We start from the raw sequence: 15,132 nt of genomic DNA, 5'->3' as shown, positions 1-15,132 counted from the left end.
AATTTAGAGCCGAGGTTTTAAATTTTACGTAGATTTTTCAGCCGGTTTTCTTTTACACTTCTATATCTTTCCCTCTGCTACCACTTGATTTCTCCACAACACTAGTAGTTTTCTAAACTCAGAGGTCTCAATTTTACACTGGTTATTTGGGGGACTCATAAAGAAGTTAATAGCACTTGTATAACTAGGTTCAATGTAGATAGCTGCCACGTTCCCCTCTATTTCATACTGCGAGAATTTTTTGTCTACTACATTATCTAAAATCTGTATATATTCATCTGCTTCATCATCTAAAATATCTTCTAAAAAATGAGAAATAATAGAAATCTCCTTAGGCAAACGTATTCTTAATCCGCCAAGTCCATCACGATAAAATTCATATGTATATTTCATTTTTTACCTCCTAGTATAAACAGGATATGCGGTTATTATCTCATTATTTTGTATAATCATTTCCACTTTAAATCCGTGAGATGTTTGTCCTACATATCTAACTGTATCGACTTGCATCTTATTATCGTATGCTTCTTTAATAGAATCAAGCACCTGTACTCTATCCCATTCTTTAGGGAAAAATGAAGAAAGAGCAGTTTTTGTTTCACCGTCTACTTTTGCTTTATACACCCTCGCAAAATTTGGTGCATGGGTAATTCTAACTATCTCTCCTCCACCCATCATACTTTCATGGTGGTATCCAACAGCTTTTAATCCCCACCATTTTTGTCTTAGTTCCCCGTGAAAAAGGTGTTGCATAGGTGATGAATCAAATTTATACGGGACATTCGCGTCATTAGTTCTTCCACCACTAGAAAACTTAATAACGGGAATGTCCCGTATAAAGTGAAACTTTAATCAGTGGGGTTTTCTTCATCCCCCACTGATTATGATCAGGCTGCCCGTTAATGCGGGATAAAGACGACATCCTTCCACCCTAGTTGATTCTATGAACTTTTAAACATATTTATAGTAAATAATATCCCCTCTAAATTTTGTTATTATATTATCTAAAGAAGATAAATTAAGGTTAGGAGGATATTATGGGGGTTTCAGTGAAGGGGAATGAAGTAATCATACAATTATTGAATGATTGGTATGTAGAGATTCGTGGTAGACGAATAGAGAATGCACACTGCTTAAAAACAGAAATTGATACAAAAATTCAAAATATAGAAGATAAAAATCTACTACTATATTATTCATTACTAAACTTTCGATATCAATATGTAATTGACAATGTTGGGGTCTCCAAAAATAGTTTTGATAAAATTGAGTCTTTTGCTCCCCCAACGGATAATCGCCTAGCTTATTATTATCACTTTTTTAAGGCTATTCATTCTAGTACAATTGGAAATTATAATGTCGCAAAAGAACATTTCGAAAAAGCCGAAACTCTTTTGGAGCATATTTCTGACGAACTTGAAAAAGCAGAGTTTCATTATAAACTCGGGGCATTCCATTATGATATTTATCAAGGGCTTTTATCTGTAAAACAAGTTACAAAAGCGCGAGAATTATTCTCTCAGCATATTGATTGTGAAATTAACGTAGCATTCTGTGATAATCTCTTAGGGTTAGCTTGTACACATTTAAGAGAATGGGAATTAGCAGAAGAATACTTCACTAAAGCAATGAATACATTCCAAAAAATAAATGAGGAACAATTTATTCTTATGGTTCGTCAAAATTTAGGTCTGATGTATGCAAGTCAAAATCTTTCTCCATTAGCAATTAGGTATCTAGCTGAGGTTAATGAGAAAATGCCAAAAAACTATAAATCTATGTTCATTGAAGCTAAAGAACATTCCAAATTAGGAGAAGTTGACGAGGCATCAAGACTAATTGATAAAGGATTAGAAATTAGCAATCAGTTACATCACGAAGAATACAAATATCGTTTTAAAATATTAAAAGCAATGAATACAAAAATTTCAGGTGAAGAACTTGAGAAAATTGTATTAGAAGGAATAACGTACTTCAAAGAAGAATCTTTATGGGAGTACGTTCAAGAATATACTGAAATAGTAGCCTTACAATATCACCGTGAAGGAAATAGTGAGAAATCCAGTTATTATTTCTACTTAAGTTATGAGGCTAAAAATGAAGTGTTTAAAAAGGAGGCATTAAAATGAAAAAATTATTTAGCATTATTGGAATCGTAGCAACACTAGCATTAACATTAAGTGTTTCTCCACAAACAGATAATCAAGTGAAAAGCATTGTCCAAATGATGGCAGATGGGAATCATGGTGGTTGATACTAACTACTGACCTAGAATCTATTTCTAGGTCTTTTTATTTACAAGAGACCGGTGTAAAGTCATGGAGTTTCCCCTCTATAACGGTTTCCAAAATTCAACTGTATAGATATATACTATATTGGCATAAGCTTATGAAAAGCAACATCTCAAATATTATTTAATTATCTCTCCTTTGTATTTTCTTTCACTATTTCTCCTCCAAAATTTTTTATACCACCCTAACACAAATCACTAATTTTACTAGAACTCATTTAGAAGAAATAACGTATTTTCACTTAAAGATAGTTGGTACCCTTAAGTTAATAAGCATAAGCCCCCTACATTTCCTACAAAAGGTTGTAAATCATATAGAAGAATTTTATGACTCAATATACACATGGCAAAAATCTTTAAGGCTTACTGCTCATTTTCAAACAGTAAGCCTTTCATTTTATAAGACAATATAATCGTTTGCTATTTCTTCTCTTTCCCCCGAAACCGTCCATGTATATTATTCCACTTATATGTTCCTGCTTCGCTAAATTCTGCTAGTTCCATGGATAAGGCGAAGTAGCGTTTGGCGGCGAGGTCTGCGAAGTGTTCTTTCATCATGTTGAATAGGCGGTTGCATGTTTCTGTTTTGTCTTGTGTGGTTCGCCCGGCTCCGATTTTGAGCGTGGCATGGACGAATGCGTCATCTTCTTGTCCGTCAGCAATATAGTAATCTTGTAATTCGATTGCTCTTGAACGAATCCCTCCTGTTGGGAAGATGTCGCTTCGTGAGATGAGGATATCGTTTACTTTTTTTAATAGTTCTTTCATATTCGCTTCTTCTTTTATATTATCCGTGTACTCGACTATAAAATGTGGCATGGACGTAGGCTCCCTTCTTTTTATAGATTATTAGAATGAGAGTAGCTGTTCTGTTCGCTACTCTTTTGCTTTCTATTGTTTCGAAAATGTTTCTTCCCCAACAATGGTGTTTATCAGACGGCCTATTCCTTCAATTTCGGTAATGACTTCATCTCCTACTTTCGTATCGACAGATCCTTTTGGCGTACCTGTTAAAATGATGTCTCCTTTACTTAATGTCATAAAGCTACTTAAGTAGGCAACTAAGTCCCGTATGGAAAAGATCATATCTTTCGTTGTTCCCTCTTGCGTCAGCTCGCCATTCACATATGTACGGAGCGTTAAGTTCATCGGATCGTCAATGTCGGATGCATCGACAAGCCATGGACCGATTGGCGTGCATGTATCGCGGTTTTTCACTCTCAAATTTGGCCGATAATAATTTTCTAAATAATCCCGTATTGCATAGTCATTCGCTACTGTATAGCCAGCAATGTAATCATATGCCTCTTCTTTTTTAACACCTCGAGCTGTTTTTCCCATAACAACAGCTAGCTCACATTCATAGTGCATATACGTCACATCTTCTGGGCGATATGTTTGACCACGGTGACCGATGAATGTGTTAGGTCCCTTTAAGAAGACAAGCGGTTCTGTTGGTGCGTTAAATGATAACTCTTTTGCGTGATCTGCGTAATTTAGGCCGAGAGCAAATACTGTTCGCGGCTCAACTGGTGGGAGCCATGTTACTTCCTCTTCTACTAGCACCCGCCCATCATCTAATTGCAACTTGCCATCTACTTCAGTTGCGTAGTAAATCCCGCCAGCATATGCGATGCGCGCTCGTTTCATCGTACTTCCCCTCTCACAAGTTTTTTTCTAAAACGACTTGATTTTCTAAGCTACCAATTCCTTCAATTTCAATTCGAATGCGGTCTCCATCTTTTACGAGCGGTGGATTTTCCGGGACACCAACAAGCAGTATATCCCCTTCATATAACGTCATAAATTCTGTTACATCTGCGATGAGACGTTCCACTGGTCTAATTAAGTTTTTCGTATGATTTTCTTGCCGCAATATACCGTTCACATATACTTGAACGGTTACATCATTTGGGTTTTTGATAGCCTCTTTCTCTATTACCCATGGGCCAACTGGGCAAAATCCATCGCGTGCTTTTTGCTTAATCGCTGGGCGATACACACTTTCATGAGGTATGCTGATGTCATTTACAATCGTATATCCACGAATATATTTTAGCGCTTCTTCTTCCCTTACTTTCGTCGCCCTTTTTTCGATGACAATTCCTAGCGTCGCTCCAATTTCTAACTCCTTTTCTTCACTCGGTAACGGAATCGGCATTCCCCGGGCAATCATCGTGTTTATCGGTTTGATATATAAAATGGGAGCACTTGGCGCTTGTTTATATGGCAATTCATGTACCGAATTTCCTAATGCTGCAAGTACTCCTTTATAATTGAGCAATGTCCCATAAATATTTCCTGAAGTTGGAATATCTAATACAAGCTCGTGACTTTCATACTCTTTTCCGTTCCATATGACGACATCTTCTGTTGCATGTAGCTCCGCTTCTTCTATTTGAGATCGGCCATAACATTTAAACTGTATTTTCCTCATATTTTCCTCCCTCATTTCACTTAATGATGACGAATACCTTTCACATCGCTTCCTGTATTTGACTTCACCAATATTTCTTCAAAATTACCCGTCTTACTTCTTTTCGCAAATAAAATTGTACCTATATAAGCTCCAAGAAATCCTAACGGAATGGAGACAATGCCTGGGGAAGACAATGGAAATAATGGTTCTCCTACAAAAAGTGCTTCTCCTACTTTCGGACTCCATACACTCGGACTAAGCGCAACGAGAATCATACTGCCAAGTAAACCTACGAGCATTCCTGTAATGGCTCCTGCCATATTAAAACGCTTCCAATACACAGTGAATAAAATGACAGGCAAATTAGAGCTTGCTGCAACTGTTAATGCTAATGAGGAAAGAAAGGCGACATTCATTTTTTGAACAAACAATGCCAATATAATGGAGAAAACTGTAATTCCAATCGAAGCAAATCGCGCCATGCGAAGCTGCTCCTTTTCAGTCGCTTTTCCTTCTCGAATAATTTCATTATAAAAATCATGAGAGAATGCGGTTGCCCCTGTGACAACAATTCCCGCTACGACAGCAAGAATAGTAGCAAATGAAACAGCTGATATAACAGCAAATAGCATGTCACCGCCTAATATTTTTGCTAGCAATGGTGCTGCCATATTTCCAGCTGGATTCGCTTTCATAATCTCTGTAGCTCCAACGAATTTTGCAGCAGCAAACCCTAAAAAGATGACCATAATATAAAATAACCCAATGATCCAGATGGAATAAGCAACAGATTTTCTCGCTACTTTTGCATTTGGAACGGTTAAAAAGCGGCTTAAAACATGAGGAAGCCCAGCTGTACCAAGAATTAAGCCAAGCGTTAAAGAAAAGGCATCTAATCCATTTGTATATTTTGCACCTGGATGTAAGTAAGCCTCTTGAAGCGGCGTTGCTGTTTTCATTTCTTCAAAAATACGAAAAATATTAAAATCGAATTTGCTCATTACTATGATAAAAATGAGAAATGTCCCGCCTAATAATAAAAATGCTTTCGTAATTTGTACCCAACTCGTCGCTGTCATACCGCCAAAAATAACAAATATAAGCATAACAAGCCCTACAATAACGACAGATATTTCATATTGAATGTTTAATAGTAATTTAAATAGCGCTCCCGCTGCGACAAGCTGTGCAAGCATGTAAAAAACGGAAATGGTAAGAGCATTAAATGCCGTAACACCACGCACTTTTTTATTTTGAAAACGCTCTGTAATCATATCTGCCAATGTATATTTTCCTAGATTGCGAAGCGGTTCGGCTACTAGGAGCAAAACGACTAAATACGATACAAGCGCACCATACATTAAAAAATATCCGTCATATCCAAGAAGGGAAATCGCACCAATAAGACCTAAAAAAGAAGAGGCTGACATAAAATCACCGGCAATTGCAAAACCATTTTGCCATCCCTTTAGTCCCCCTCCAGCTGTATAAAAAGAACGAGCATTACTTGTTTTTTTCGAGGCATAATAGGTAATAACAAGCGTCATAATCACAATGAATCCAAACATTACTACCACTTTATAGTCCATCTACTTTTCTCCCCTCTGCCTCTTCCCTTAACACTTGCTCGGCTAATGCATCAAAGTAAGCTGCCTTTTTTACATATAGATGACATATGACAATGGTCATGCCAAACTGAGCAAAGGCATATACCCAAGCCCATGATATAGAACCAATCGCTTGCTTTGTTAATAGATCTGTATCCAATGTTAAAATCGGTAAAAGTAGCGCAAAACAAATGAAAAAGACTGTCACGGAAACTGTAAATCTTTTTCTCTCGCGCAATAACGCTTTAAATTTTTCTGAATTTGCAATCTCCTCGTAATTTATGTTTTTGGATTTTATCATATAAAACCCACCTCATCCTTTATTCAATTTTATCCTGCTATTTTAAGGGAGTAAGGCTGCCCGTAACAGCCCTCTATATCGCTAAGTGATCGAGTAAAACGTACCGATTGATATCATATACATTTGCATTTCCAAAAATAGATTGGGTCCATTTTACTTTTATCTGTTTATTTAATACATCCATGGGGCAATTGGATAACTGAAGGAGAAGATGCTGTTCTTTTATTTGTTGACATACTCCCTTATAAAAAATTTGATTAATTTCTACTGTAATATGATAAACACCAGGTACTGGTAGCATATAATCTTGCTCTACGAAAACTTCAATAAACCTATACGTTTCGTAAAAAACGGAGGATTTCTGTACAATTCCCCTTGTTTCATAATAATCACCGAGATAATTCGGAATATCATGTGTTGCTCCATGGGAAAGTAGTTTTCGAATAGCAGTTGAACTAATTTTATGATGATGGTGTTCTATTTTTGGAATCGTGGTAACTTCAAATTTGTTCTTCCCTTGTTCTTTTAATAGCTGCATATTGCCTTGCCCTTTATATCCGTAATGATAATCAAATCCGGCGACAACATGTTTGCAGCAAAATCCGATAATATATGTTTCCACAAACTCTTGATAAGATAGGCGGGCGAATATTGGATCAAACTTGACTACGATTAATTTTTCAACACCCATATTTTTAAAACGCTCTTCCTTCACTTTCAAAGGTGTTAAATATTTCATCGGGCCATCAGAAGGATTCACAACTTCCTTTGGATGTGGATAAAACGTCATAACAGCAAATGTGATCTTCTTTTGTTTGGCAATCTCTCTTGCTGTTCTAATTAGCTTTCTATGACCAATATGAACGCCATCAAAGAAGCCAAGTGCAAGAACACATTCCTCTGTTTCTTCTCGCAACGTTTTAGAAATGGGGTGTTGCATATACAGCGTCTTCACCTTATCACCTCACCTATCATTTTCACAAACTATTCTGACAATCTATAACACAAAATCTGGTTTTCTTTGTTCTAACGTTGGACTTGCCTCTTGTATTCTTTCCCCTGTTTCGATATCTAAAAATGGAGATGTTTCATTAAACCAGCTATCCGGTGCTTTATGCCCCCAGAACGTTTGGCGTCTTGGATCATTTAAATCCCAGCGCACGGGATTGAAATCTGGATCACTTGTTAAATAATCTCCGTTATATAGCTCAATTCTGTATCCATCTGGGTCTCGTAAATACAAGAAAAATGCATTCGATAATCCGTGGCGCCCAGGCCCTCTTTCAATATTTTCACCATAGCCGATCGATGCAAGGACATCGCAACAATGAATAAGCGCTAATGGATCTGGTAACCAAAAGCCAATATGATGAAGGCGCGGTCCTTCTCCATTCATAAATGCTTGATCATGTACTGTTTGTTTCCGGTGAAGCCAAGCAGCCCATACGCGATCATCTTCTGTTGCCGTATATTCAGAACATGCAAAACCAAGTTCATTGACAAAGAAGTTGTAAGCTTTCTCTACATCTGGCACAGCGCAGTTTACATGATCGATGCGCTGAATTCTTGCTCCTCGATATTGATCATAACGTTGAATCATACGCTCAGCACCCTTCATCTTACAGAAGAACTCAAGGGGCATTCCTGATATATCATGAACATGTAATGCCCTGCCTAGTGCATATTGCGTTCCTTCTTCTTTCCACTTTGTTTTTAATCCTTTTGATTGGAAAAATGCTGCTAGTTTATCTAAATCTTCTTCACTCTTCACTTTATAGCCAAGTGCATGAACACCTAACTGCTCTGATTTTTTCAATACTAAGCTATGATGAACGTGTTCTTCTAACCCTCTTAAATAAATATGCTCCTCATCACATTCCGTCTCGATAAATCCTAAAGCGTTTACATAAAATTCTCGCGAACGATCCAAATCTTTCACATTTAGAATTGTTCTTGCAATGCGAATAATATTAAACTCCATTTGTTACACCTCCATATTTTTATACTTTTTCGATTAACTCTTCCGAACGATTTAAAAATTCTTTTACGCGGTCTACATATACTTGCTTATCGTAGCCATTATATAGCGCGCTCGCCATTCTAACTGGATCTCCAAAAAAGAAGCGTTCATACAATGTCTGTCTCGTGCCAAATGCACTCATACAAACATCCCAAGCTAGTCGATATAATTTCACGCGATTATATGCGTCCCCATTTGCCGCTTGTAAATATTTATCTAAATCAGGGCGTAATTCCGATTGAAAATCTGATTCTGATGGAATTGCCATTAAGCCACTTGCTCCAAGCAGTTGCATAATTTCACTAAACCTTGGGTAAATTTTTGGATAGTAATGGCGCGCAACATTTAATGGTGTAAAGTCCGGTGTCATAATGCCCCACTTATCCAGCTTCGCATTTGCTTCTGCTGCCGTTACGTATGCTTTCACTGTTTCAAGTGCCATAATGACTTCCGACATCTTTTCTTGTACATGTTGAAACTGACCGATATTAATCGTTTCTACCATGAGCTGTAAAATCCCTAATACAAATTCCGTTTTTGCAATATTTTTTGAAACAACTTGATGCGTCATATGAACAACCGCATTACTTTCGTTGTAAGCTTGATTACAAACGCCAACATCCCCTAAAGCAAACACTCGATTCCAAGGCACTACGACATCGTCAAATACGACAATCGTATCCATTTCTTCAAATCTCGATCCAAGTGGATGATCAAAATGAGACTTTCCGTAATCAAATGATTCACGGCAAATAAACTTTAATCCCGGTGTATGATTTGGAATTGAAAAGGCATATGCATATGGATTTTCCTCTTCGGATTGTTTTAAAAGAGTCGAAGGAAACACCATAATTTCATCGGTAATTCCTCCTTGCGTTGCAAGTAAACGCGCTCCGCGAATGACTACGCCTTCTGATGTTTTTTCTACAATGCGCGCCGCAATATAAGGATCGGATAATTGCGATGCATTAACCGCACGATTCACTTGCGGCTGAATTAATGTATGTGTTAAAGATAAATCATTCTCTCGACAATACTCGTAATACTCCGCCATATTTTTCGCATAAAACGCATCTTGTTTTCCAAACATTTCAGCAGCCGATCCGTAAGCCATCATGCCGGCGTTAATATAATCTGGAGAGCGCCCCATCATACCGCCGTTGTATTTTGCCCACTCTTGAATCATTTTGCGGCGCTTTGCTAAGTCTTCTTTTGTTTTTGGCTGCAAAAAGGAAGTGCCGACACGCTCTCCTGAAGTTGGAGAAGTATATGTCATATACTCTGCTTTCTCAGGATCGTGCTGCATATCATATAACTCAGCTTGCGTTTTCATTACCCCTTTAAAAGCAGGATGTTCTGAGATGTTTCCTTCTACTCTCTTCCCGTCAATCCATACATTGGCATTTGCTTGATTTACTCTTTCGATATATTCTTTTCCTGTTTTTGCTGGCATTTCACTCTCCCCTTTCATGAAACTATTGTTTTTATATTTTCATCTGCAGCTTATTATTTCTTTGTGCCAAACTTCGGAATATGATGATCTCCGATTGCAACATGGATAACCTTTGGTTCCGTATAAAACTCGAAAATGGCATAGTGCCCACCTTCTCTTCCGATCCCGCTATCTTTTGCTCCACCAAACGGAATTCGAAGATCGCGTACATTTTGAGCGTTCACCCATAACATGCCCGCTTCAATGGACTGCGCAAGTCGATGACCTCTCTTCATATCATTTGTCCAAACATAACCAGCAAGTCCGTACCTTACATCATTAGCAATTGCAATCGCTTCTTCTTCCGTTTCAAATTCCATAACAGCCATAACAGGACCAAATATTTCTTCTTGGCATACTCGCATCTCATTTTTTGCATGTAATAATAAAGTTGGTGGCACAAAGTTACCCGCTTGCACCGATTCGGGAACAACTCCTTGTATCACTTCACACCCTTCTTCTTTTGCGATCTCAATATACTTTTGTACCTTTTGAAAATGCTGTTTTTCAATTAACGGACCAAGTTCTGTCTTAGGGTCCATCGGATCGCCGATTGTAATATAGCCAACACGTTCTTTTAATTTTTCAATAAATTGATCTTTAATATTTTTGTGCAGTAATAAGCGAGAATTAGCGGTACAGCGTTCTCCATTAAATGAGAAAATGCCCCACACAGCCGCATCTAAAGCGCGCTCTAAATCTGCATCTTCAAAGACGATAAGAGGAGATTTACCACCTAGTTCCATTGAAGTTTTCTTTAGCGTATCAGCCGCATTTTTCATAATGATTGAACCTGTCGTTGTTTCACCTGTGAATGATATAGCTTTCACATCTTTATGAGCGACAAGAGAGGCACCCGCTGTTTCCCCAAAGCCATGAACGACATTAAAGACGCCATTTGGCACTTCTGCTTTATGAATTATTTCAGCCAGTTTGTTAGCCGTTAAAGGAGATAATTCAGCCGGCTTTAAAACAACTGTATTCCCGGTAGCTAATGCTGGAGCTACTTTCCAAGTTTCTAACATGAACGGGGCATTCCATGGGGTGATGAGGCCAACAACCCCAATTGGATGGTAGACAGTGTAATTAATAAATTCTTTGTTTACCGGATATGATTCACCGTGTAATTTCGTTTGTACCATTCTTGCATAGAAACGAAAGTTTTCTGCTGCACGCGATGTCATTTTTCTCGTTTGACTAATAGGAAGCCCCGTATCTAGTGCTTCCAAATATGCGATTTCTTCTATTTCCTCATCAATTAAATCCGCAATTCGATTGATATATTTCATTCTCTCTTCTACTTTCATCTTGCCCCATGACCCTTTTTCAAAAGCGGCTTTCGCTGCAGCAACTGCCAGATTGATATCAACTCTATCCCCTTCAGCTACCCTATTAATCTCCTTGTTTATAAACGGATTCATATTTACGAATACTTTTCCCGACTGCGCTTTTCTAAATTCTCCATCAATATATAAATCTACATGTTCTATTTGCTTATAGGCTTTATCTTTTTGTAGATCCTTCGCTTCTGCACGCACATTCTTCCCTCCTACAATTTTTTGAATGATGCCCCCTTAAAATCTGTATGACTTTAAAGGGGCTATGTCCTTATCTAGATACAATACTTTCTGGTAATTCTACATAGTTCTTTAAGACGTCCCGAATTTCATCTTGCAATTCTTGTGATGGAACATCCATTGGCAAACGAAGTACCGGTTTAATTTTCCCCATCATGCCGAGCGCCGCTTTTACAGGAGCTGGATTTGTATCTTTAAATAACACATCATTGAGTGGCATGAGTTCATAATGAAGATTTAATGCACGTTTTACGTCTCCTTCATTCCACGCATTATAAACTTCTGCAACTTGCTTTGGAGCAACGTTCGCAGTAGCACTAATATGCCCCGCGCCACCAATTGCTAACATTGGATAACAGAGCAATTCAATACCAGAGAACAAGAGAAAATCTCTTCCACAATGTAAGAGAACGCGATTAATATGTTCAAAATCTTTATTCGACTCTTTTATCCCAATAATATTTGGACAATCTTGATTTAACTTTGCAATCGTTTCTACTTGTAGATTTACAGCTGTTCTTCCTGGAATGTTATAAATAATAATCGGAATATCAACAGAATCCGCGACAGTTTTAAAATGTTTGTACAATGCGTGCTGCGATGGTTTATTATAATAAGGCACAATAACAAGCGCTGCATCCGCTCCAATTTCTTGTGCCTTTTTTGTCAAATACAATGTTTCTTCATGATTGGTAGATCCCGTCCCTGGCACGAAAGGAACTCGGCCATTAATTGCCTTTACCGCCGTTTCCATTACCTTTACACGTTCCTCGATCTTTAAAGAGCTTGGTTCTCCCGTTGTACCTGTAACAGAAATACCATGGCTCCCGCTTTCAATATGCCAATGAATTAAGTTTTCAAGTGTTTGAAAATCAATTGCGCCGCTCTCGTCAAATGGTGTAATGATTGGAGCGATAGAACCTCTCAATTTTTTCTTTGCTTCTGCGAATTTATCCATTCTTTCGTCTCTCCTTTTCCCTTTCTACTTCTGTGCGCATTACACAATACCTCACTTTTAAATTTCTAATTAATCAGAAAATTCATTACATTATTACTCTATCACGTGATATCATAGATGAAAAATACTAAAAAAATTTGCATTCCATACGAAAAAAATATAGTAATCTATGGGAGGGAATCAGTATGGATATTAGACAACTTCGTTATTTCTACACAATTGCACAAGAGGGACAAATCACCCGAGCAGCTAAAAGACTTCATATGGCACAGCCTCCATTAAGTCAGCAATTGAAATTGCTAGAACAAGAACTCGGCGTTCAATTACTAGAAAGAAATGGACGAAAACTAGAACTTACTGAAGCTGGACATGTTTTATTTAAAAAGACAAAGGAGATTCTTAATCACTTCCATGAAACTATTACTGAAGTAAAAGAAGTTGGAAGTGGTCTCAAAGGAACCTTATCGATTGGTTCTGTTAAATCCGCTTTCTCTTATATTCCAGACAGACTACGTTCCTTCCATGAAACATATCCGCTCGTGACATTTCATTTACAGGAAGGAGATTCATTTCGCTTAGCACAACTTATAAAAAATCGCGAAATTGAACTCGCGATTGTCCGCCTTCCATTAGAGATGGAAGACTTCGCTTCCCTGTCGTTACCTACAGATCAATTTGTTGCTGTCATGCCGAATGATAAGGCAAATAACCGGTCAATGATTTCTATGAAAGAACTCGCCAAGTTACCTCTTATGCTACTCCAACGGATAAAAGGGTTCGGTCTTTACGAAAAAGTACTTGAAAACTTTCAAAAGCATGGTTTAAAACCAAATATCATTTGCGATTGTCCGGATGCTGCTATGCTTCTTTCACTCGTTCGATCCGGCATTGGGTGTACATTACTCCCAAAATCAACTCTCATTTCGCTTCCTTTAACTGGCATAAAAGTGCTGGATATTGAAGATTCGACTATTACATCTGACTCCGCAGTGATTTGGTTAAAAAATCGTTCCCTTTCCAAAGTTGCCCTCCATTTCCTTGAAACCTTCCGCAATCCCTCTCTTTTATAAAGAATGATAACCAAAACAAAACCCCTATTTTTGATCGATAACCAAAAATAGGGGTTTTGTTTTACAATTGCTTACTAATTAATACAATCATAACGATAATTCCAATAAACATCACAACTAAGCAACCGATTAATTTATAAAATCCTCGCTTTGTCAATGTATTGCCTTGTATATCCTTCCGAACGAAGAAATACACCGCTAACATTAAAAGTACACCTAATCCTAAAACATACATAGCTTGCATTTATCTCATTCACCTTTCTCTCTTTCACTTTAATATTTTTTAGCACAAATCACAAATGAAAGAAAGACCGTGCTAATGGTTAACGCCGCTAAAATGTTAAGTAACTCTGCTGCTGATAATGTAATGATTTTTGTTTGAAGGCCAATTGAAAAAAGAATGTAGTATACAAGCAGCGCAAAGTAAGAATAAAACATTCCTTTTTGACGAATTAATTTCATTCGCTCATCTTTTTCCTTAAAGTGCGGATGAAGATAAGTTAAGCAAAAGCACATCACTGTCATCGCCAATAACGTGTATGTTTGTGGCGGTGGTGCAGAATGTGCCATAATCCCGATAAATAGCATGAAACCGCCCATTATAAAAAATAAAATCCCCATGATGAAAAAGTACTTTTGTGAATCATTCATCTTCCTTCCCCCTTATATCAATCTATTTTCCCTGTCCTTCATAAAGAAAGATTTGCTCGATAGTCGTTTGAAATGTTCGTGCAATTTCAAATGCTAAAGGAAGAGATGGATCATATTTTTCTTTTTCAATCGAAATAATTGTTTGCCTAGAAACACCGAGTCTTTCAGCTAACTTCTCTTGCGACAAACCAAATTTTTTTCTGTATTCTACCATTTTGTTTTTCAAGAAACTGCCTCCTCCTTCTTAACATTAAGAATAAATGTAAAGGACACTTTACGTCAAGTATCCTTTACATCCACTAACTGTACCTTTCATCATGATTATTTTCCATTCAAACTGGAATGATAAGCATAATAAATGTTCGTTATATTCATTCCTTTGTCATAAGAAAAATTAATATGGCTATATGCCTTTTATCTTTTTAAAATATTTCATTTCTTATCATTTACAAATAAAATGAGCAATGGCTTTTCAGGATTTTTTGCTATTTTTGCAAAAACAAACGATTTATACGCCATTTTCAATTTATAATCACCCTTTATAATCAAATACTTCCTTTTTTCTTTCATTATTTAACACTATCGAAATAAAGTTTACGATAAATTCATAATTTTTTATTTTTTATACTATATTCTGTTATATTGTTGTATAATATCTTTGTAAGCGCTTATTATTCTAATATACATAATACAAACGATAATACAACTAAAAATTCTAACAATTATATTTACATTTCATCATAATAC

18 protein-coding genes are annotated in these 15,132 nt (G+C 37.1%); 3 read left to right on the top strand and 15 right to left on the bottom strand.

All coding sequences use genetic code 11. The features are described 5' to 3' along the window. Positions 1–60 precede the first annotated feature (60 nt). The gene (locus tag MR058_RS02185) at positions 61–393 is read right to left on the bottom strand and encodes a hypothetical protein (RefSeq protein WP_242142431.1); all 333 of its coding nucleotides are present in this window, start codon (positions 391–393) and stop codon (positions 61–63) included. A 3-nt stretch (positions 394–396) separates the two neighbouring features. Beyond that, the gene (locus MR058_RS02180; protein WP_242142429.1) at positions 397–753 is read right to left on the bottom strand and encodes an EndoU domain-containing protein; all 357 of its coding nucleotides are present in this window, start codon (positions 751–753) and stop codon (positions 397–399) included. 284 nt (positions 754–1,037) lie between these two features. Between MR058_RS02180 and MR058_RS02175 the strand changes: the two genes are divergently transcribed. Further along, a complete protein-coding gene (locus MR058_RS02175) occupies positions 1,038–2,129 on the top strand; it encodes a response regulator aspartate phosphatase (protein WP_242142427.1) in 1,092 nt (363 codons plus the stop codon). Further along, positions 2,126–2,254, top strand: coding sequence for a hypothetical protein (locus MR058_RS23250; RefSeq protein ID WP_277926407.1), 129 nt, complete (start codon positions 2,126–2,128; stop codon positions 2,252–2,254). Before MR058_RS02175 ends, MR058_RS23250 begins: the two co-directional genes overlap by 4 nt. A 456-nt stretch (positions 2,255–2,710) precedes the next feature. Here the strand turns inward: MR058_RS23250 and MR058_RS02170 are convergent, their stop codons facing one another. The 10 genes from MR058_RS02170 to hpaI form a co-directional block, all read right to left on the bottom strand. Then, positions 2,711–3,109, bottom strand: coding sequence for a 5-carboxymethyl-2-hydroxymuconate Delta-isomerase (locus MR058_RS02170; RefSeq protein WP_242142425.1), 399 nt, complete (start codon positions 3,107–3,109; stop codon positions 2,711–2,713). Positions 3,110–3,181: 72 nt separating this feature from the next. Further along, positions 3,182–3,940: a fumarylacetoacetate hydrolase family protein gene (locus MR058_RS02165; protein ID WP_242142424.1), complete on the bottom strand. Its 759-nt coding sequence runs from the start codon at positions 3,938–3,940 to the stop codon at positions 3,182–3,184. A 13-nt stretch (positions 3,941–3,953) separates the two neighbouring features. Then, on the bottom strand, positions 3,954–4,727 hold the full coding sequence (locus MR058_RS02160) for a fumarylacetoacetate hydrolase family protein (protein WP_242142422.1): 774 nt from the start codon (positions 4,725–4,727) through the stop codon (positions 3,954–3,956). A 20-nt stretch (positions 4,728–4,747) separates the two neighbouring features. After that, positions 4,748–6,298 carry a solute symporter family protein gene (locus tag MR058_RS02155; RefSeq protein ID WP_242142420.1) on the bottom strand — a complete coding sequence of 517 codons (1,551 nt, stop codon included), beginning with the start codon at positions 6,296–6,298 and terminating at the stop codon, positions 4,748–4,750. After that, positions 6,288–6,617: a DUF485 domain-containing protein gene (locus tag MR058_RS02150; protein ID WP_242142418.1), complete on the bottom strand. Its 330-nt coding sequence runs from the start codon at positions 6,615–6,617 to the stop codon at positions 6,288–6,290. Before MR058_RS02150 ends, MR058_RS02155 begins: the two co-directional genes overlap by 11 nt. A gap of 73 nt (positions 6,618–6,690) precedes the next feature. Further along, positions 6,691–7,572 carry an FAD synthetase family protein gene (locus MR058_RS02145; RefSeq protein ID WP_242142416.1) on the bottom strand — a complete coding sequence of 294 codons (882 nt, stop codon included), beginning with the start codon at positions 7,570–7,572 and terminating at the stop codon, positions 6,691–6,693. 42 nt (positions 7,573–7,614) lie between these two features. Beyond that, positions 7,615–8,598, bottom strand: a complete 984-nt coding sequence (hpaD, locus tag MR058_RS02140) for a 3,4-dihydroxyphenylacetate 2,3-dioxygenase (RefSeq protein ID WP_242142414.1) — start codon at positions 8,596–8,598, stop codon at positions 7,615–7,617. Between the two features lie 19 nt (positions 8,599–8,617). Beyond that, the gene (hpaB, locus tag MR058_RS02135) at positions 8,618–10,090 is read right to left on the bottom strand and encodes a 4-hydroxyphenylacetate 3-monooxygenase, oxygenase component (protein WP_242142412.1); all 1,473 of its coding nucleotides are present in this window, start codon (positions 10,088–10,090) and stop codon (positions 8,618–8,620) included. Between the two features lie 53 nt (positions 10,091–10,143). Then, positions 10,144–11,667: a 5-carboxymethyl-2-hydroxymuconate semialdehyde dehydrogenase gene (gene hpaE / locus MR058_RS02130; RefSeq protein ID WP_242142410.1), complete on the bottom strand. Its 1,524-nt coding sequence runs from the start codon at positions 11,665–11,667 to the stop codon at positions 10,144–10,146. A gap of 70 nt (positions 11,668–11,737) precedes the next feature. Beyond that, positions 11,738–12,664: a 2,4-dihydroxyhept-2-ene-1,7-dioic acid aldolase gene (hpaI, locus tag MR058_RS02125; protein WP_242142409.1), complete on the bottom strand. Its 927-nt coding sequence runs from the start codon at positions 12,662–12,664 to the stop codon at positions 11,738–11,740. A gap of 185 nt (positions 12,665–12,849) precedes the next feature. Between hpaI and MR058_RS02120 the strand changes: the two genes are divergently transcribed. Then, complete coding sequence (locus MR058_RS02120; protein WP_242142407.1) at positions 12,850–13,734, top strand: LysR family transcriptional regulator; 885 nt, start codon at positions 12,850–12,852, stop codon at positions 13,732–13,734. A gap of 61 nt (positions 13,735–13,795) precedes the next feature. On the opposite strand, the gene MR058_RS02115 is transcribed toward MR058_RS02120, so the two are convergent. Genes MR058_RS02115 through MR058_RS02105 form a run of 3 tightly spaced genes read right to left on the bottom strand, consistent with a single transcriptional unit; the run spans position 13,796 to position 14,611 of the window. Further along, on the bottom strand, positions 13,796–13,978 hold the full coding sequence (locus MR058_RS02115; RefSeq protein WP_011984046.1) for a DUF3976 domain-containing protein: 183 nt from the start codon (positions 13,976–13,978) through the stop codon (positions 13,796–13,798). 29 nt (positions 13,979–14,007) lie between these two features. Then, positions 14,008–14,385, bottom strand: coding sequence for a permease (locus tag MR058_RS02110; protein ID WP_242142406.1), 378 nt, complete (start codon positions 14,383–14,385; stop codon positions 14,008–14,010). Between the two features lie 22 nt (positions 14,386–14,407). Next, complete coding sequence (locus MR058_RS02105; protein ID WP_242142404.1) at positions 14,408–14,611, bottom strand: helix-turn-helix transcriptional regulator; 204 nt, start codon at positions 14,609–14,611, stop codon at positions 14,408–14,410. Positions 14,612–15,132 lie beyond the last annotated feature (521 nt).

The organism is Bacillus cereus group sp. BfR-BA-01430, from assembly GCF_022663115.1.
Lineage (GTDB): Bacteria > Bacillota > Bacilli > Bacillales > Bacillaceae_G > Bacillus_A > Bacillus_A cereus_BD.
Note: the sequence above shows the minus strand (reverse complement) of the source record. Positions and strands in the feature narration are given on the sequence as shown.